Here is an 18,372-nt window from a genome sequence, read left to right on the forward strand (position 1 = left end):
TTTCAGGACCAGGTCGGCCGGGCTTTTCCCTCGAGCCGCCTGGATCAAACCTGCCACATCAGCCACCGATCAACTCCTGTCAACCTGTAAGTATAATCGCTGAAACCGTAAAAAGTGAATAACACGAAGACAAAGTCAGGCTTTTGCCTGCCTGAGCCGTATGCCAGGAGCGCTTTTTTGGAGCTCGGCCAGAAGCTTGACCGCGGCTTCGAATTCGGGGTTGATCTCCAGGGCTTGGCGCAGGTCCTTCATGGCTTCATCCACGCATCCGAGGAGAATAAGATTCTTGACCGAAGAGACGAGACTGAAGATAGTGTTTATTCTCCCGACTATCTTGTTTGCGTCTCCCTAATTTGCCGTCATAGCCGAGACAGCCTTTCCGCTTGCCGATTAAATAAAAATTTTCAAAAAATTCGTATAACTCTGTTAATTATGTTAACACAGATTCCTTGAACTAACTACAAATTCCGGGCCAGCGCCTGGCTTAACTTGAGGGTTTTGACTTACCAATATTGGCTGCTAACTACTGGTATTGGATTGTGATATCATCAGTTGCAATTTCACTGGATTGGAGTGATCCTGTGTAAGTATGCCGGTGGAGTTAAACAAAAGTGATAGGTATATTAACATTAGGCAAAGAAAAAAGCAGAGCCATTTCTGACCCTGCCTTTGAATATCCAATGCGAGTGAAGGGTTAAGCTCTGAACTTCCTCCTCAGTCCTGCAAGACCTAAAAGGCCGGGGCCAAAAAGGAGAATGGCGGCAGGAATGGGCACAATGGCCACGTCACTCTCGTCTTCACCACTGCCAAAATCAATACCCTGGAAACGGGCGATGAAAGGCTGGAGATTCGAGTTACTATTCTGGGGTGCTGAAAGCTGGTAAAAACTTCCGGTGGTTAGCGTATTTAAGTTAGTGCCTGAAAACTCGATGCTGAAACTAAAGGTATCATTTTGAGGGATGCCAGAGCTTACAGTCCCTCCATTGAAACCTGAAGTGCTGTTGGTGACTCCGGCCACATCGAAAAAGCCAAAATTGCCAGGGGTATTGATGCTGTTTCCCGGAATAGTGTCTGGCGTATAAAGCGATGGCAATACTGACCAGTTCGAAGGGAAGCTGTAAGAATTGATCCCCGAAACTTCAGCAGGCACATTGAAGGCAAAGGCGGTGATGGATGACGTTACTGGCACAGTAGATGTGTTTGTGAGGTCAATCGCAAGCGTACTGGTGGAAGGATTATAATCCAGAACCAAGTTCGCCGAAACAGGAAAAGTAACTCCGGATAATTCATAATTAAGGGGTGTGGCCCAGGCCATGGCCCCTGAAAAAACCAGCAGGCATGCGACTGCCGCGGCCATCAGCCCTTTGGTCCAAGCATGATTTACGTGAATGCTTTTCTTCATACCGCTTCCCCCATTTACAGGGCTTCTTTCACTATCTACAATTATAAACAAAGAAGATGATACGTGTTTATCATAGCTTGCCTCACGAGAAGGTCAATACGAAAAAAGTATGGTTTTTTCAATTATTTTACTAGGAAGAAAGTATTAGAGAAAAGGCCAAATCCAATTGGAAGGCTGTCTGAAAAAGGCGTGTGAAGGCAGACCCCTTTCGGTATGGAAAGCGTAAAAGCCCTTATAAGCGGCTGCTAAAAATACTGGTCCTTGACCCACCTGGCCGCCAGGAAGGCGGCCACAGTCATGGCAATGATCGCGACCAGGCCGAAAATGCCGATTATGGCGTCTTTCAGATTCCAGCGGCCGGGCTTCTTGGGTTTCTTTTCTTTCTCAGCTTCAGACAAGTTTCTACCCTTCATAAAATCAGGCTTTTTATAATAAATTTATCATATCATGATTTGCCTTCAAACGAGAAGCACTTTTCTTGTGTTTTTCAGGAAAGCGCCGGTCTTTGCCTTTGCAGCCCCATGGTTTCTTAGAGGTGGCAGGTCACAAAATGTCTGGGAGTGATTTCCTTCATGTCTGGTTTCTCCGCGGCGCACATGCTTTTGGAGTCTGCACAGCGCGGGTGAAAGCGGCAGCCCTCCGGCGGGTTCATCGCGCTCGGGACCTCGCCTTCCAGGCTCACCTGACTGATGATTTCCGGGTCAGCCACGGGCACTGACTCCAGAAGCGCGCGTGTATAAGGATGTGCCGGGTTGTTGTAGAGTTCGTCCCTTGAGGCCAGTTCCACCAGGGTCCCGAGGTACATGACCCCGATATGTGAACTGGCGTGTTCAACCACGGCCAGGTCGTGGGAGATGAGCATGTAAGTCAGGTTGAGTCCTTTTTGCAGGTCCATGAGCAGGTTCAATATCTGCGCCTGGATCGAGACATCAAGGGCTGAAACCGGCTCATCGAGGATGACGGCTTTGGGGTTCAGAGCCAGGGCCCGCGCCACTGCGATGCGCTGTCTTTGCCCGCCGCTGAATTCATGCGGAAACAGCTGGGCGTGACGGGTTTCGAGGCCCACAAGCTCCAGGAGCTCAAAAACCCGGTTGCTGATTTCTTTTCTCGTTCCTGTTTTATGAACCACCAGGGGTTCGGCGATAATTCTCTTGATCTTTTTCCTGGGGTTGAGTGACCGGAAAGGGTCCTGAAAGACAGCCTGGATGTTCCGCCGGTAATCGAGCAGTGTCTTGCCTGCCAGTCCGGTGATCTCAGTGCTTTGGAAATAGATATGACCGGCGGTGGGGATTTCGAGTCCCAGGAGCAGGTTAGCCGTGGTGGACTTGCCGCAGCCGGATTCCCCGACCAGTCCCAGACACTCCCCTTGCCTGACCGAGAAGCTGATATCATCTACGGCCTTGACATTACCTATCACTCTCTGCATAACGAGGCCTTTGGTGACCGGGAAGTATTTCTTAAGCTCCTCAACTCGGATGAGCGGCTCGTTGTTTTCCATGCGTATCTACCTCACTGATAAAGCCAACACGAGACGACATGACCATCTTCTATTGTAAATTCCGGGGGGTAGGCTTCAAGACAGACGTCTTTGGCATCCTTGCATCGAGGCGCGAACCTGCAGCCCGGAGGCAGGTTGAACAGACTGGGAGGCTGGCCTTCAATGGTATAAAGCCGGTCAACGCGCTTCTTCAACACCGGGACCGACTTGATGAGGCCCAGGGAATAGGGATGGGCTGGCCGCCTGAAAAAGGTCATGATATCGGCTTTTTCTACGATCCGGCCGGCGTACATGACCATGACCCGGCTGCAAGTCTGGGCGATAATAGCCAGATCGTGCGTGATCAGCATCACGGCGGAGTTGTATTCCTGCTGGATTTCTTTCAAAAGCTTGAGTATCTGCGCCTGAATGGTCACGTCCAAGGCAGTGGTCGGTTCGTCTGCGATCAGGAATTCCGGATTACAGGAAATGCTCGCGGCAATGAGGACCCTCTGGCACATACCGCCGCTGAACTGAAAGGGGTAATCTCGAATCCTGAGATCTGGAGAAGGGACCTTGACCCGCTCTAGCAGCTTGATGCACATATCTCGAAGCGAATCCACATGTTTGACATGATACTTGATGGCTTCACCGATCTGGTATCCGACCTTGAGGAGCGGATTCAATGAGACCATGGCGTCCTGTACGATCATGGCGATGCGGTTTCCACGGAGCTGCCTCATCTCCTCCTCGTTTTTTTCCAGAAGATTCTCGTTATTGAAAAGGATTTTCCCTCCTACGATTCTGCCGGCCGGCTGTGGTACGAGCCTCAGGATGGAGAGGCTGGTCATGCTTTTGCCACAGCCGGATTCTCCGACCAGGCCGACGATCTCACCTTTGGCCACTGAAAAGCTGACGCCGTCCACAGCCCTGACCACGCCCTGCTTGGTCAGGAAATAGGTCTTCAAGTCTTGAACAACGAGAAGTTTTTCCGTATTTGCGTTATTTGTCATTGCTTGGCCTTATCCTGCTGTCCTTCTATGAGCTGGCCTGGTTGTTATATATTCTTTTCTGACTTGGAGTTAAAAAAATTTTGGGGTCATCATTACAGCCATGACCAGGCAAGGTCAAGGATTTCCTCAAATTCAAGCATCCTGGATTAAATCAACAGGCCTCGTGCAGGATTTCTGAAATCTCTTTAATTTCGAGCTTATCCTCGAGGTTGGTCGTTTTGACACTGTCTTCCAGCATAGTGATACAGTACGGACAGGCGGTGGCCAGGATTTCAGCCCCGGCCTCAACGGCCTCCTTAACCCTCAAGTCTGAAAAACGCTGATCAACCGCGGTTTCCATCCAGACCCGGCCGCCGCCGCCGCCGCAGCACAAAGACCAATCCATCTCGCGCCTCATTGGCGCATATTCTGCGCCCGCAGCCTTTAACAGGGCGCGCGGCTGATCATAGAGCCCTGAATGCCGTCCGAGGTAGCATGGATCGTGAAAAGCCGTCTTCGGGCCGCTGACGCGCCTGGGCACAAGTTTGCCTGTTTGCACCAGCCTGGCCAGAATCTGGGTGGAATGATATACCTCGAACTCACCCCCCAACTCCGGGTATTCCCTGGTAAAGGTGTAATAGCAGTGCGGGGAGGTGGTGATGATCTTCCGGACCCCTTTTTCCTGAAACAGGGCGATGTTGGCTTGAGCCAGTTTGGAGAAGCCTTCTTCATCCCCGATCTTGCGCACCGACTCGCCGCAGCAGCTTTCTTCAGTCCCGATCACGCCGAAGGAAACCCCGGCCTTCTGAAGCAAGTCCACCAGGGCCAAGGCAATCTTGCGGCTCCGGGGATCATAGCAGGAAGTACAGCACACAAACAGGAAATACTCCGTATCCCTGGAAAATAGCGGCACGTCCAGGCTGGCAGCTTCCAAGCACGGTCTTGAGGGTCTCGGGGATGCCGCCGGTCTCGACGATTATGGAACGCATGGCCCGGATGATATCAATGATCTTGATCTGCCTCGGGCAGTTGATGACACACATGTTGCACGTGGTGCAGCCATAGAGAACGTCGTCTGTTTCGAAGCCTTCCACGCCTAATTGCCCCTGCCGGATCATGCGCCGCACTATGAACTCACCGCCGACCTCTTGCCAGGGACAGAGCCCGGCGCAAAGGCCGCACTGCATGCAGGCGTTGAGGCCTTCACCCCCGGAAATTGTAATGGCCTGATTGACCTCGTAAAAAGGCATCAGAGACATGACCCGACCTCCTGGCGCGATGTCCTTAAGTCCTGATTCATACTCATTTATATTCCCCCCCTTTTTCAATACTGTCAAGGCATAATAAAGGGACATCACCCGCTCGGACACGGCCAGGCTGGCCCAGGCCGAGGTAGATAAAATGCTGGAACGTGTCTCTGTCAGCCAGGAAAGTGCAGGCGCTGCCGGGCCTTTAGATCAAACAATCTCCTGGAAGAGATTGGTTTTTAGCTGAAATTCATTTTTTTGGAAGATGTTTTTTCCATTACTTCTAACGGGCTTTAAATCTGCCTCTGAGCAGAAGCGCTAACACTGCCAAAAAGATCACTCCCAGCCCAAGGCCAAAAGGCAGGTATCTGGAACGCTCCTTTCCCAGGTCCGGGGCGATGAACTTGAGCGTGTCCTGGCCTCGCGCCCCGTCTTTTTCAACCTGAATACGGATGGTGTGGGCCTGGCCGTCAGCACGAATCTTTCTGGCTTGGTAGGTCAGGACGTACTGGTTTTTCAGCCGGGCAGCCACGGCCGAAGACAAAGAACCGATCTCGTCGGGCGCGTGAGCGAAAAAGAAGCTGCCGCCGGTTTTTTCGGCGACGCGGGCCAGCCGGGATAAAACGCGGCTCTCCCTGTTTCCATAGCCGACCACGAAAAGAGATATATTAGATTCAATGATCCTGGCCGCGCCTGCGTCCAGAGAAAACCGGCTGCCTTTGTCCAGGCCGTCGGTCAAAAGAAATAGAACCAGTTCGTCCGGTTTTGACTCTGCTTGTGCGGCATAACCGTCCAGTTCCTTAACCGCTAGCAGGAGACCGTCGAAAAGATGCGGCCGCCCTCCCCCTGGCGCCAGACCGTCTGCCTTCTTCATGAGCAGATCGGCGTTCCGGGTCGAACCGGCCAGAACTTCCGGCCGGCCGGTATAGACGAGGATCGCGCCGGGATTGCGAAATCCCATTTCACTGATCAAGGATTTCACCCCCTCAGACACCAGAGTCAGTGAGGTGGGCAGGCTCTCCCGGGTGTCCAATGCAATGATGTAAGCCAGGTTTCGGCCGGAAGCAACAAACGACTCCACCTCCTTTGAACCTGAAAAAAGACGGCCGTCCTCCTCGATGAGGAAGCGGCTCTCATCAAGGCCTGTCACGGCCCGGCCTTCTTCAGTAAAGACGCTGACAAAGACATGAATCCAGGGCCGGTGAAGCGGCAGATAAGCGACCCGTTTGACGCGAACCTCCAGATCGGCCGACCAGATCGGGCTGCAAGAACCCAGAATAATCAGGCTAAGGCACAAAAAAAGATTAAAAATATGGAGGATGCGGCTTTTCATCTTCAGGGAAGTTTCATTTTCATTGTATCTTGACTTTACTGAAAATAAAAGGGGACGTTCTTTATACATCTTTTTTTCTTGAAAATAATAAGCAGACAGGTAAGAATATATTGATTGAGGCCGGTTTGAGTTTTAGGACTGATGATGTCATGTTTGCGGATCAAGGCTGGAGAATAAGTGAGAGCCACCCAGGTTCGTCTTAAAATTGATCGCCGGAAGTTATTCTGGCTGAAGTTCGTGATGGAGAGCTATGAAGGCCTGGCCCTGACCACGACTCTGGACGCGGCCTCCGGCCTGGTCCTGATCTCCATCGCGCCCGGGGCAGAGGCGGAAGTTGCAGGGCTGCTCGCCAGGATGAAGGCGGACTTAGGTGTGACTGAAGGCTTAAGTGATCTGATGGCCCTGATCCCCAACCGGGATCATGAAATATCTGCTGAGCATCAATGAGGATGAAAGGCATGAGAAAATTTAAAAGATGGCCCTGTCTGCTTCTTTTTCTCGGAATTTTTCTGCTCGTCTCTGGCATGAGTGGCTTCGGGAAAGCGCCTGATAAAATCCCGACCCCGGCCAGTGATTTTACCGTGGTCCTGATTGACCAGGCTGACGTCCGGGCTGAAGTGAGCATGTTCAGCATCAACGGGTTCACTTACTTCCCGGGCTACAAGGGAAAGGGCGCCTTTTCCATTCCTTTTGAGAACCTGGAAAGCGTGGAGTTTCGCCTCATAAATGAGAACCTCGAGGCGGTTGTCAATCTCAAGCAAGGTCAAGCCATAACCTTACAGGCGGATCGGAGCCTGGATTGCTACGGCCGCACGAATTTCGGAACCTTTCAGATCAAACTGGGCGACATTAAGCAGCTTTTTATCAAAGGCCTGTCCCCGTCGGCCGACTAAACGGTTGATTTCATGCCGCCAGCAAAGCAAATGAAGAAACAGCAGCTATACCTCGCCACATTCGGCTGCCAGATGAATGAATACGATTCTGGACAGATGGCCCGCCTCATGGCTGAGAAGAATTACGTCCAGACCGAGGATATTACCCAGGCTGACCTGATCCTGCTCAATACCTGCACCATCAGGGAAAAGGCGGAACACAAGGCTTACAGTTACCTGGGCCGTCTGCGGCAACTGAAGAAGAACAAGCCGGAACTACTCATTGGCGTGGGCGGCTGCGTGGCCCAGCAGGAGGGAGAAAGGCTCCTGAAAAGCATCCCTCACCTGGACCTGGTCATTGGCACGCACCGGGTCTGCCGCCTGCCTCAGCTGGTCGAGGAGGTGAGCCGGACCGGGCGGCCCGTCTGCCTGACCGACTTTGATGACCGGCTGCCTCCTGCCATCAGGCTCAACAACGGCTTCAAGTCCGTGAAGGCCTATCTTTCAATCATGCAGGGCTGTGATAACTTCTGCACTTACTGTGTCGTTCCGTACGTCCGAGGCCGAGAGATCAGCCGCCCGGCCGCGGACATCCTCGATGAAGCCAGGGACTTGCTAAGGCATGGAGTCAGGGAGATCATTCTCCTGGGACAGAACGTCAATTCTTACGGCCGGGGACTCAAGCCGCGGATTACTTTCCCCGAATTAATTGAAAAGATCGCGGCCCTGCCCGGCCTGGCGCGCCTTCGATTCACGACTTCGCATCCCAAGGACCTCTCAGACGAATTGATTCGCGCCCTGGCTGAAATAGAACCCCTGTGCGAACATGTTCATCTGCCAGTCCAGTCAGGTTCGACCCCGATCCTTACGGCCATGCGCCGCAAATACTCCCGGGAGGATTATTTGGCCAGGGTGGAAGCGCTTCGGGCCGCCTGTCCCGATCTGGCCCTGACCAGCGACGTCATCGTTGGTTTTCCTCAAGAGACGCAGGCGGACTTCGAGCAAACCATGAATCTACTTGACCGGGTTCGTTTTGATGGCATATACTCCTTCAAGTATTCAGATCGCCCTATGACCCGCGCCGCCGAGTTCGAAAACAAGATCTCTGAAGAGATCAAAAGCGAACGCCTGAGTAAGCTGCAGGCCTTTCAGAAAGAAATCTCTCTGGCGCGAAACCAGGTCTTGGTGGGACAGGAAGTCGAGGTTCTGGTCGAGGGGCCAAGTAAGCGACTCGGCGGACAACTGACCGGGCGCACCAGAACCAATAAGATTGTCAACTTCGCCGGGGAGGCGGAAATACACGGCCGCTTGGTCAAGCTCATAATTGAAGCGGCTTCGGCAAATTCCCTCCGCGGGAAGGTAATATCATAATAATTTTGGGGGCTGGCTAGCCGTGATGAGCTATGATATAATGGTTTTAACGCCTCGCCAGGTATATAGTAAATGATGAGGATGTAAGCCTTTAACCCCAGAGGAGGTTGGGATGCCAATACGAATGAACGTCACGGGTCTGACCATTGACCCCAGCAGCAACAGCCCCATACTGATCCTTAAGGAGGAACAGGGTGAAAAATCCCTGCCTATCTGGATCGGTCTCCTGGAAGCGACGGCCATTGCCAGCGAACTGGAACGTGTCAAGTTCTCTCGGCCCATGACTCACGACCTCCTGCGGAACATCATTGAATCCTTTGGCGGGTCGGTGGAGATGATTGAGATCTGCGACCTGCGGGATAATACCTTTTTCGCGATTATTCACGCTCTCTGTAATTCCAAGCAGCTAAAGATTGACTCCCGGCCCAGCGACGCCATTGCCCTTGCTCTCCGGACCAAAGCCCCCATCTTTGTGCACGAGAGGGTTTTTGAAAAATCTGCTCACATTGATATGCGTGGCAAAGAAGTGATTAAAACCGATGAAGGCAAGAAATGGACTGAAATCCTGGAAGGCCTGCATCCGGAGGATTTTGGGAAGTATAAGATGTAGCCTTTTACGCGATTCCGCCGAGCGGGCCGATCCAGCGCGAGACCGTCTGTTTTTTTCATTTACATCATCCCCTCTCCTTATTTAAAATTTAATTAAAGACGGCTGGTTGATTATGATTGATCTGCACACCCATACCTTGCTCAGCGACGGCGAACTGCTGCCTTCGGAGTTGGTGCGCCGGGCTGAAGATCATGGTTACAGGTACATCGCTCTGACCGATCACGTGGATTCGTCCAACCTGGATTTCGTTGTGCCGCGGCTTGTTCAGGCGGTCCGGGAGATGGAGGCCCACTTTCAGGTCCGGATCATTCCCGGGGCGGAATTAACCCATGTCCCGCCGGCCCTGTTTGCCTCCCTGGCGCAAAAGGCGCGAGAACTGGGCGCGGTTCTCCTGGTGGCGCACGGGGAGACTCCGGTTGAACCGGTGGCTCCAGGCACCAACCGCGCGGCCATCGAGGCGGGTGTGGACATCCTGGCTCACCCCGGCCTGATCACAGATGAAGAGGCCTCCCTGGCGGCGCAAAAAGGCGTCTGCCTGGAGATTACGGCTCGCAAGGGACACTGCCTCACCAACGGCCACGTGGCCCTAGTGGCCAAGGCGGTCGGGGCGGGCCTCGTGCTCAACACGGACTCCCATGACCCGGCCGATCTCATCACCCTGGATTTTGCCCGGGTCGTGGCCCGGGGTGCGGGTTTAAGTGAGGAGGACTACAAAGGCATGAGAACCCAGACCCTGAACCTGCTTGAACGCCTGGGCGTGGAGCCGGTCTGAAAGCGCGGGTCATGATCAACCCCAAGAGCTTGCCGCCTCATATTGAAGCGAAACCATGCCAGCTGGACTCGCTGTAAAAAACGCCCTCAAGATAACCCTGGTCCTTTTCTGGGTCCTGATGGTTTTTCTTCTGGTCAAAAAAATCCACCTGGCCCCGGGTCTGTCCGGAGTTGAAGCTACTGAACTCAGGGATTCAGAAGTCTGGATGTCCATATATCATAAGGGGCAGAAGATCGGCCATGAGGTCCGGTCAATCACCCGCCTCGACCAGGACTATATCACAAACTCAAAGGCCTATCTCAAGCTCAAAATCATGGGCCAGGTCCGGGAAATCCGGACCATTACCTCGGCCCGGCTCAATAAGACCATGGGACTTGAAACCTTTAATTTCTTCCTGTCATCCGGGCCAATCCGCTTCCAGCTCACCGGCAGGCTGTCCGGACTGGTTCTGAACCTGACCGTGATGACCAGCGGCTACAGGAGCACGAGCCAGATTAAATTAAAGGAGGCGCCTCAGCTGGCCGTGGGCCTTATGCCTTATCTGGCCCAGCAGGGCCTCAAAAAACGCCAGCGCTTTCGCGTGCCCATCTTTGATCCCTCCAGCTTGAGCATGCGCTCGGTCAATATCGTGGTCGAGGACAAGGAAAAACTGCTCATTGACGGGGAAAGCTTTGAGACCTTCCGCGTCCGTATGGATTATTTTGACACCAAATCCTACGTCTGGATAGACACCGATGGCCAGACCCTCAAGGAGGAAGGCCTCCTGGGGCTGTCCATGGTGCGCGCCACACGCGAAAAGGCCAGGCAGGGGCTGACCGGGCGGGCCGAGTTAACCGACCTGGTGCGCGCGACCTCCGCCCCGACCAATCGCACCCTTAAAAAACCGCGTCAAGTCCGCTATTTCAAGGTTCGGCTCAAAGGGGTGGACCTGTCCGGTTTCGACCTGCACGGCGGCCGCCAGACCCTGTACGGCGACGTTGTGGAGATCAAAAGGGAAACTATTGACGTGCGCCATGAAGCCCGGCTGCCTCTGAGCGGCCGGGAGTTTGCCTCTTTTCTCTCGAGCACGGATTTTGTGCAGAGCCAGCATCCCGAGATTATCCACCAGGCGCGGCTTATCACGGCTTTAGAAAGGTCGCCCCTTAAAATAGTGGACCGGGTCATGGACTGGGTCTTTGAGAATCTGGAGAAACGGCCGACCCTGTCTGTGCCCAGCGCCCTGGAGGTGCTCAAAACCAGGGTTGGAGACTGCAACGAGCATACCGTGCTGACCGCGGCCCTGCTTCGCGCCGCAGGAGTGCCGGCCCGGATGGCGGTGGGCGTGCTTTACTTTGAAGACCGATTTTATTATCACGCCTGGGTCGAGGCTTACTGGGGCCGCTGGATGGCCGTTGACCCCATCCTGGGCCAGGCCCCGGCCGATGCGACGCACATCCGTTTCATCATTGGCGGCCTTTCGCGCCAGGCGGAAATGGTGCGCCTTATCGGCCGTCTTGAGATCGAAATCCTGGAGGTCAGATGATTGAACTGATTGGCGTCAGCAAGCAGTTTAGGCAGGTTCTGGCCGTTGACAACCTTTCCATGCAGGTTGATCAGGGCGAGATCTACGGTTTCCTGGGGCCCAACGGCGCGGGAAAAACCACGACCCTCAAAATGATCGCCGGAACCCTCAAGCCCACCTCCGGCCGGATCATCATCAACGGGCGGGACATTGACCGCCAGCCCTTAGCCGCCAAGCAGGAGCTCGGGTTCATTCCGGACCGCCCCTTTATCTACGAAAAGCTGACCGGGTTCGAGTTCCTGCGCTTCATGGCCGGATTGTACAGCATGAACCATGACTCCTTTTCCGCGCGCAGCCGCGAACTGCTCGAGCTTTTCGAACTGGCTGGCTGGCAGCACGAACTGGTCGAAAGCTACTCCCATGGCATGAAACAGAGACTGATCATGTCCGCGGCCATGATTCACCGCCCCCGGGCCCTTATCGTGGACGAACCCATGGTCGGACTCGATCCCCGTGGCGCCCGCCTGCTCAAGAACATCTTCCGCCAGCTTCGTAAAAACGGGGTCTCCATCCTTATATCCACTCACACCCTGGCCATTGCGGCCGAGGTCTGCGACCGCATCGGGATCATCCACCGCGGCCATCTTTTCGCCCAAGGAACGGTCGAGGAGCTCAAGGCCCAGGCCGGCGGCACGGACCACCTGGAAGAGGCCTTCCTCACACTGACCGGCGGCCATGAGGAGCAGGCCCTGACAGGTCTTTTTAAGGCCGCGGCCGAAGAATGAGGACCTACTTCCTGCTCCTTTCCCCCCGGGTCCTATCGCTCCTCAACCGGATGCGGCGCGGTGAGGAAGGATCGGCCTTTAAGCTGCTCATGATGGCGCTGGTGGCCCTGGGCTTCTGGGCCGCGGTCTTCTTCGGCTTCTATAAGGCCCTGGCCTACTTTCAGGCCGCGGAGGGGTTTGGCCAGGTCCTGGCCAGGAAATTGATGGACATGGTCTGGATGACTTTCTTTGCCATCCTTATCTTTTCCAACATCGTCACCGCCCTGTCCACCTTCTTTCTTTCCAAGGACCTTGAAACCATTCACGCCTCGCCCGTGTCTTTAGAAAAAATTTTCTGGGCCCGCTTTACCAGCACCCTGGTTGACAGCTCCTGGATGGTCCTTCTTTTCGGCCTGCCTGTCTTCCTGGCGTATGGGATCGTCTTTCACGCCGGCCCCTTTTACTACCTGCACCTGGCCGCGGTCTCAGCGCCCATGTTCGTCCTGGCCAGCGCGGTCGGGATAATCTTCACCCTGCTCCTGGTGAACGTCTTTCCGGCCCGGCGCACCAAAGACATCCTCATCTTGCTCACCATCCTGCTGGTCATCATTCTTTATCTGCTCTTTCGTTTCATGCGGCCCGAACGGCTGGTGAACCCGGATGAATTTGCCTCCATCGTCAGCTACTTCGCCTCAATGCGAACCCCGACCTCACCCTTTCTGCCCAGTTACTGGGCGACTGAAGTCCTCTGGCCGCGCCTGGCGCCGCGCTTTTTTTCCGAATCTTCCTTTTACCTCATGCTCCTGATTTCCACCGCAACTGCGGTGGCGGTCACGGCCTCCTGGGTCTCCAACCGGCTCTATGGCTACGGGTTTTCAAAATCCCAGGAATCGGCCCGCCGAATCATCACCCGCGCCAGCCCGCTCGATCTGCTGGTCTTCCTGGCCAGTCGCCCCTTTGCCTCGGCCAGCCGCTCCCTTGTGGCCAAGGAGATCAAGACGTTTTTCCGCGACAACACCCAGTGGTCTCAGATTCTTCTGCTCTTGGCCCTGATCGTGGTTTACCTCTATAATTTTTCAGTCCTGCCCTTAAAAAAGTCCCCTATTCCAACATTTTACCTTCAAAACTTCATCTCTTTTATTAACATCGGCCTGGCCTCCTTTGTGGTGGCTTCCCTGGGAGTGCGCTTTGTTTTTCCGGCCGTGAGCCTGGAAGGGGAAGCCTACTGGATCATCCGCTCCTCGCCCCTGAGCCTCAAGCGTTTCCTGTGGACAAAGTACGGTATTTACCTGCCGCCGCTCCTGGTTGTGGCCGAAGTCCTGATCGTTGTCTCCAACTACCTCCTCGATGTGACCGGTTTCATGATGATCATCTCGACCATGACCATGTTTTTCATCGTGCCGGGTATCGTGGCCCTGGGAATCGGGCTTGGCGCGGTTTATCCCCGCTTTGAGACTGAAAATATCGTCCAGGTGGCCACTGGTTTCGGCGGATTGACTTTTATGATATTAAGCGCTATATACGTAGCCATTATTGTTGTCCTTGAAGCCTGGCCGGTTTATACCATTTTCGTGGCCCAGATGCACGGCGCGCCGCTGGCTGAATGGAAGCTCGTGATCATTGGACTCTGCTTTGCTGGCGTGCTGGCAGCCAACATCCTGGCAGTTTTCCTGCCCATGAACATCGGCCTCAAACGCCTGGCCGCCCGGGAAGCCATGTAGATGCCATCCCCTCCCTATGAATACGTCGCTAACCTCCATGTGCACACCACCTTTTCCGATGGGCAAGGCAGCATCGAAGATGTCATCACTGCGGCCCAAAAAGCCAAGCTGGACCTGCTCCTGATCAACGACCACGACACCCTGGCCGCCCTGGACCAGGGCTACGAGGGATATCATGGCAAGGTCCTGGTCCTGATCGGCCTGGAGTTTTCAGGTCCGCACAACCATTACCTGGCCTATGGACTGGAAAAGGTCCCGGCATTCGACTGGCGCGACCCGCAGGCCACGATTCAAAAGACCAGAGAGGCCGGCGGAGTCGGCTTTCTGGCGCATCCCTTTGAAAAAGGCAGCCCGCTCATGGAAGACGGTCATGCCTTTACCTGGGAGGACTGGACAATCAATGGTTTTGACGGCCTGTGCCTCTGGAACTACTCCTCCATCTGGAAATCCCACGTCCAGACCTTGCCTCAGGCCTTATGGCGTTATTTTGTCCGGGCCAAGACCCTGGCCGGTCCGGACAAAGAAACCCTGGCCCGGTGGGACGAACTCGGGCAGACCCGGCCCGTGGCTGCGGTCGGCGGTTCGGACGCCCACGCCTTTACTTACGGGTTCGGCCCGGTAAAGCTTACTTTTTTCCCGTACAAATACCTCTTTAAGGCCATCAACACCCATGTCCTGCTGCCCGCGCCCCTGAGCGGCGACCTCAAGACAGACCGGGCCGCGGTTTACCAGGCCCTGGCCGCCGGTTCCGGCTTCGTGGCTCACGACCGGCTTAAAAATTCCAAGGGATTTGATTTCTGGCTGGAGAATAACAAGGAGCGAAAGGCCGGTCAGGGCATGGAGATCAGGTTTGACCCCGGGCATCAGTTGGTCTGGTCTCTGCCTTCCCGAACCTCGGCGCGCCTGATCAAGGATGGACAGGTTGTCTTGAACATCGTGGCCCGGCAGGGCCGCTTCCAGGCCCCGGGCCTGGGAGTTTACCGCATCGAGGCCTTCTGGCCTTCCCGCTTCTTTGGCCTCCGGCCCTGGCTTTTTTCGAATCACATTTATTTAAATTAAGGGGGACGTTCTTTACCTTTTAAATTTAGTTAAAAGGCTAGGCGGCTGCTCATGAGCCAGCCTTTCGCCACGCCATACCGTCCCTTTTTATTTAATTTCTTGATCTAAAATAATATGTCTGATACGTTTAATTGCTTTACAAACTTTACCCGTGAAGGAGGAATATCATGGCTAACAAACCAAAAAAAGTATGTGTCATAGGGCTGGATTGCGCGCTCCCAAACAGTATCCTGAAGTATGTGGAACAAGGCGCGCTGCCTAATCTTGAGGGACTGATTAAAAAAGGGGTTATGGCAAAAAACGGCCTGGTGCCTTACCCCACCATTACACCGCCCAACTGGACGACCATCGCCACGGGGTCGTGGCCGGGAACGCACGGTATCACCGACTTCCACGTCCATGAACCCGGTACCTCCATACATATGTCGAGCACCCATCAGGGCTTCAATCGCTCCGACTGCAAGGTGGAGAACATCTGGGAAGCGGCCGAGAAGGCCGGGTATAAATCTATCGTGTTAAATTACCCGTCCAGTTATGGCACCAAGTTGAAACACGGGATCGTGGTTGGTGGCAACAGCAATATTATCAACGACTGGCGGCCTGCGGAATGCATCGCCACTGAAGGTAAATTCTCGGTCTGCGCCGACCAGGTTTACTCAACTATCCTGTACCCGCTCGGCGGGGTCAAGGTCGAGTTTGATTATGCCGAGGACTGGGAAAACGCGCCTGAGTCCAAGGGCGAGGAAGATCAGGAGGTCGAGGCGACTCTCCCGTTTTCTGACAGCCTCTATGAGATGGCGCCCACCACGTGGCACTTTCTGGTGCAGGACACGAGTGGTGAAGGCTACGACCGGTTCACGCTCTCCCCGACAAAGGATTTCAAGGACGCCTTCTGTACGCTGGCCCCAGGCCAATGGAGCCAGAAAATCATCACCACGGTCAAGACTAAAGAGGGTCAAGACAAGGAAGTCAGCTTCCACGTCAAGCTCCTGGATCTTTCTAACGACCTGGGCAGCTTCAGGGTCTACATGACCGGCCTGGGCGAGCACCAGGGCTGGAGCGATCCGCCTGAGGTGGCTAAAGAGATTTGCGACCACTCGCCTGAAAGCGATTTCTCTCTTCGAGGCGGAGGCCTGACTGCCTATCGCAAAGGCTGGATTGATCTAGACACTTATGTCGAGGCCCAGGCCATGCAGGACCTCTTCCTGGCAGATGCGGCCGTTTACCTCTTAAGTAATAAGGAGTGGGATATCTTTTACATGCATGCCCATGCCACGGACTGGCAGTACCACGGCTTTATGAGGGAGATGGACCCCCTGACTGAGAGTGACCCGGAGAAGAACAGGCTGGCCCAGGAGGCCGAGAAAAAGATATACATGAGCGTGGATCGGATGATCGGGCGCATCATGGAAGCCGCGGGCAAGGATACCCTGTTCATCATTGTATCAGATCACGGCGCGGTGTCCGACGGTTACTCCATGCCTTTACTGGAGCCTTTAGTCGAAAAGAACCTGATCAAAGTCACCGGAGATAAAGGCATCAGGGCCTATGGTTTCGGCGCCTTGTACAGCGCTGAGATTGACTGGAGCGAGACCAAGGCCATGCCGCAGCGCGCCGTTCATATTTACGTGAACGTTAAAGGGCGCGACCCCGACGGTATCGTCGAGCCTGGCGAGGAATACGAGCAGGTCAGGCAGGATATCATTGACACCCTACTGACCTACGTGGACCCCGAGACAGGCAAAAGACCTTTCGCCATGGCCCTGCGCCGGGAAGACGCCCGGCCCTTCGGCTTATATGGAGACCGGGTTGGAGACGTTATCTATGCCATCTATCCCTGGTTCGGCGGACAGCATGGCAATATACTCCCCACAGCCGAATGGGGACTGGGCACACTAAAGGCGGTTATAATCATGAACGGTCCAGGCATCAAAAAAGGCGCCATGCTGGAAAGAACCATCTGGATCACAGACCTAGTACCCACTATCTGCTACCTCATGGACCTGCCTGTGCCTGAGTATACTGAAGGGGCCGTGATTTATCAGGCCTTTACAGACCCAAACTTCAAGCTCAAAGCGTAAGGGGGGACGTTCTTTCCTTATTGAAGTTTATTAAAGACTGTACTGCTGCTTATTAGCCAGCATTTCACCAAGCCATACCGATTGACGGGTGGCCCCGATAACTTGTTGTCTGAGCCACCCGTGGTCAAAAGATATTTTGCCGTGCATTAACCGCTCAGATCGTATAATTGTTCGACAAGGCCAAGGTAAAAAAATGACGTATTTCATAGAACAAAAGTGGTTAATTGTTGTAACAGTTATATCTCTGATTCTAAACTTGATAGCGGCATTTCTTCTTTATCAAGATTCAAACACAACACTCTATGAACACGAAACGAACCTGACAAAGCAGCTCCCCCTGAATTATGAAACTTTCAAGGACGAGTGGGGTAAGGCATGGCTTGGCTTGGAGGTTAGTGATGTTACCCCGGATATGGCTGCAAGAGCGCAGCTTGACAGGGTTGAAGGGGCATACGTAAACAGTGTTGCTGCCGGTTCTCCTGCACAGAAGGCAGACATTGCGCCGGGAGATATAATAATTTCTTTTAACGGCAGAAAAATAAGGACTCCTAAGCAGTTCCAAAACGACCTGGCGGGAAGCAAAGTAGGGAGTGAAGTCTATATGTGTGTCGCAAAAGATGATTACAGGGTTACGGCTTACGCAGTGCCTGAAGAAAGACCGCCCTATCTTCCTGCTCTAACCAAAACATATCCTTTTCTCGGCGCAACCGTGAGTGATGCCGCCTTTGACAGTGAAAAGATCGAAAAGCTGGAAGAAGCAGGCAAGTCCGGCGGCGTTTTGGTGGAGAGGGTGATTCCCAACTCGCCGGCGGACAAAGCGGGGCTTCAGGAAGGCGACTTGATCATGTCCTTTAATTCCCGAAAAACAAGAACTCTAAGGGAGTTTTTGACGGATCTTGCCGGGGCCCAGGCCGGTGAAAGGGTCCGCATGTGCATTATGAGGGATGATTACCGCAAAACGATATATGTTACTATGGGACGTAATGTAATGCGGGACGTAATTGTACTCCTTCAGATAAGGATTGATGGACGAAACAAAATGGAATTAGTTATGTAGCGACTGTTCGAATTCAAGATGATGAATACGGCATCGGACCAAGCTACAGACGGGCTCAACGGCCCTAGGGTGCGACGATCTCGATGCCGCGGCTGGTGCTCTGGCTAGCCAGA

16 protein-coding genes and 1 pseudogene are annotated in these 18,372 nt (G+C 54.0%); 11 read left to right on the forward strand and 6 right to left on the reverse strand.

The features are described 5' to 3' along the window. Positions 1-694: 694 nt before the first annotated feature. The 6 genes and pseudogenes from JRI95_12390 to JRI95_12415 form a co-directional block, all read right to left on the reverse strand. The gene (locus JRI95_12390) at positions 695-1,402 is read right to left on the reverse strand and encodes a hypothetical protein (GenBank protein ID MBW2062341.1); all 708 of its coding nucleotides are present in this window, start codon (positions 1,400-1,402) and stop codon (positions 695-697) included. Positions 1,403-1,647: 245 nt separating this feature from the next. Then, positions 1,648-1,800 (reverse strand): hypothetical protein, encoded by a 153-nt coding sequence (locus JRI95_12395; GenBank protein MBW2062342.1) that lies wholly within the window; start codon positions 1,798-1,800, stop codon positions 1,648-1,650. Positions 1,801-1,931: 131 nt separating this feature from the next. Beyond that, the gene (locus JRI95_12400; GenBank protein MBW2062343.1) at positions 1,932-2,906 is read right to left on the reverse strand and encodes an ATP-binding cassette domain-containing protein; all 975 of its coding nucleotides are present in this window, start codon (positions 2,904-2,906) and stop codon (positions 1,932-1,934) included. Between the two features lie 5 nt (positions 2,907-2,911). After that, the gene (locus tag JRI95_12405; GenBank protein ID MBW2062344.1) at positions 2,912-3,892 is read right to left on the reverse strand and encodes an ABC transporter ATP-binding protein; all 981 of its coding nucleotides are present in this window, start codon (positions 3,890-3,892) and stop codon (positions 2,912-2,914) included. Between the two features lie 151 nt (positions 3,893-4,043). Next, positions 4,044-5,130, reverse strand: a pseudogene (locus JRI95_12410) ((Fe-S)-binding protein). 271 nt (positions 5,131-5,401) lie between these two features. Further along, the gene (locus tag JRI95_12415; protein ID MBW2062345.1) at positions 5,402-6,451 is read right to left on the reverse strand and encodes a VWA domain-containing protein; all 1,050 of its coding nucleotides are present in this window, start codon (positions 6,449-6,451) and stop codon (positions 5,402-5,404) included. A 177-nt stretch (positions 6,452-6,628) separates the two neighbouring features. Between JRI95_12415 and JRI95_12420 the strand changes: the two genes are divergently transcribed. The 11 genes from JRI95_12420 to JRI95_12470 all read left to right on the forward strand — a co-directional run bounded on the left by JRI95_12420 (position 6,629) and on the right by JRI95_12470 (position 18,259). Beyond that, the gene (locus JRI95_12420; protein MBW2062346.1) at positions 6,629-6,898 is read left to right on the forward strand and encodes a DUF4911 domain-containing protein; all 270 of its coding nucleotides are present in this window, start codon (positions 6,629-6,631) and stop codon (positions 6,896-6,898) included. An 11-nt stretch (positions 6,899-6,909) separates the two neighbouring features. Continuing rightward, a complete protein-coding gene (locus JRI95_12425; GenBank protein ID MBW2062347.1) occupies positions 6,910-7,344 on the forward strand; it encodes a hypothetical protein in 435 nt (144 codons plus the stop codon). 12 nt (positions 7,345-7,356) lie between these two features. Beyond that, positions 7,357-8,694 carry a tRNA (N6-isopentenyl adenosine(37)-C2)-methylthiotransferase MiaB gene (gene miaB / locus JRI95_12430; GenBank protein MBW2062348.1) on the forward strand — a complete coding sequence of 446 codons (1,338 nt, stop codon included), beginning with the start codon at positions 7,357-7,359 and terminating at the stop codon, positions 8,692-8,694. Positions 8,695-8,806: 112 nt separating this feature from the next. Continuing rightward, entirely contained in the window at positions 8,807-9,304 is a 498-nt protein-coding gene (locus tag JRI95_12435) for a bifunctional nuclease family protein (GenBank protein ID MBW2062349.1), read from the forward strand. A gap of 112 nt (positions 9,305-9,416) precedes the next feature. Next, on the forward strand, positions 9,417-10,076 hold the full coding sequence (locus JRI95_12440; GenBank protein ID MBW2062350.1) for a histidinol phosphate phosphatase domain-containing protein: 660 nt from the start codon (positions 9,417-9,419) through the stop codon (positions 10,074-10,076). 55 nt (positions 10,077-10,131) lie between these two features. Continuing rightward, a complete protein-coding gene (locus JRI95_12445; GenBank protein ID MBW2062351.1) occupies positions 10,132-11,598 on the forward strand; it encodes a transglutaminase domain-containing protein in 1,467 nt (488 codons plus the stop codon). Continuing rightward, positions 11,595-12,362 carry an ABC transporter ATP-binding protein gene (locus tag JRI95_12450; GenBank protein MBW2062352.1) on the forward strand — a complete coding sequence of 256 codons (768 nt, stop codon included), beginning with the start codon at positions 11,595-11,597 and terminating at the stop codon, positions 12,360-12,362. Before JRI95_12445 ends, JRI95_12450 begins: the two co-directional genes overlap by 4 nt. Next, positions 12,359-14,062 (forward strand): hypothetical protein, encoded by a 1,704-nt coding sequence (locus JRI95_12455; GenBank protein ID MBW2062353.1) that lies wholly within the window; start codon positions 12,359-12,361, stop codon positions 14,060-14,062. Before JRI95_12450 ends, JRI95_12455 begins: the two co-directional genes overlap by 4 nt. Next, on the forward strand, positions 14,063-15,121 hold the full coding sequence (locus JRI95_12460; GenBank protein MBW2062354.1) for a CehA/McbA family metallohydrolase: 1,059 nt from the start codon (positions 14,063-14,065) through the stop codon (positions 15,119-15,121). It begins immediately after the preceding gene. Between the two features lie 167 nt (positions 15,122-15,288). After that, positions 15,289-17,202, forward strand: a complete 1,914-nt coding sequence (locus JRI95_12465; protein ID MBW2062355.1) for an alkaline phosphatase family protein — start codon at positions 15,289-15,291, stop codon at positions 17,200-17,202. 193 nt (positions 17,203-17,395) lie between these two features. After that, positions 17,396-18,259: a PDZ domain-containing protein gene (locus JRI95_12470; protein MBW2062356.1), complete on the forward strand. Its 864-nt coding sequence runs from the start codon at positions 17,396-17,398 to the stop codon at positions 18,257-18,259. Positions 18,260-18,372: the final 113 nt, after the last annotated feature.

The organism is Deltaproteobacteria bacterium, assembly GCA_019308995.1.
In the GTDB taxonomy this organism is placed as follows: domain Bacteria; phylum Desulfobacterota; class Desulfarculia; order Adiutricales; family JAFDHD01; genus JAFDHD01.

Bases quoted from the DNA above. Each gene is read 5' to 3' on its own strand.
- JRI95_12390 (MBW2062341.1), bottom strand. From the start codon at position 1,402: ATGAAGAAAAGCATTCACGTAAATCATGCTTGGACCAAAGGGCTGATG.
- JRI95_12405 (MBW2062344.1), bottom strand. From the start codon at position 3,892: ATGACAAATAACGCAAATACGGAAAAACTTCTCGTTGTTCAAGACTTG.
- JRI95_12415 (MBW2062345.1), bottom strand. From the start codon at position 6,451: ATGAAAAGCCGCATCCTCCATATTTTTAATCTTTTTTTGTGCCTTAGC.
- JRI95_12425 (MBW2062347.1), top strand. From the start codon at position 6,910: ATGAGAAAATTTAAAAGATGGCCCTGTCTGCTTCTTTTTCTCGGAATT.
- miaB (MBW2062348.1), top strand. From the start codon at position 7,357: ATGCCGCCAGCAAAGCAAATGAAGAAACAGCAGCTATACCTCGCCACA.
- JRI95_12435 (MBW2062349.1), top strand. From the start codon at position 8,807: ATGCCAATACGAATGAACGTCACGGGTCTGACCATTGACCCCAGCAGC.
- JRI95_12440 (MBW2062350.1), top strand. From the start codon at position 9,417: ATGATTGATCTGCACACCCATACCTTGCTCAGCGACGGCGAACTGCTG.
- JRI95_12445 (MBW2062351.1), top strand. From the start codon at position 10,132: ATGCCAGCTGGACTCGCTGTAAAAAACGCCCTCAAGATAACCCTGGTC.
- JRI95_12450 (MBW2062352.1), top strand. From the start codon at position 11,595: ATGATTGAACTGATTGGCGTCAGCAAGCAGTTTAGGCAGGTTCTGGCC.
- JRI95_12455 (MBW2062353.1), top strand. From the start codon at position 12,359: ATGAGGACCTACTTCCTGCTCCTTTCCCCCCGGGTCCTATCGCTCCTC.
- JRI95_12460 (MBW2062354.1), top strand. From the start codon at position 14,063: ATGCCATCCCCTCCCTATGAATACGTCGCTAACCTCCATGTGCACACC.
- JRI95_12465 (MBW2062355.1), top strand. From the start codon at position 15,289: ATGGCTAACAAACCAAAAAAAGTATGTGTCATAGGGCTGGATTGCGCG.
- JRI95_12470 (MBW2062356.1), top strand. From the start codon at position 17,396: ATGACGTATTTCATAGAACAAAAGTGGTTAATTGTTGTAACAGTTATA.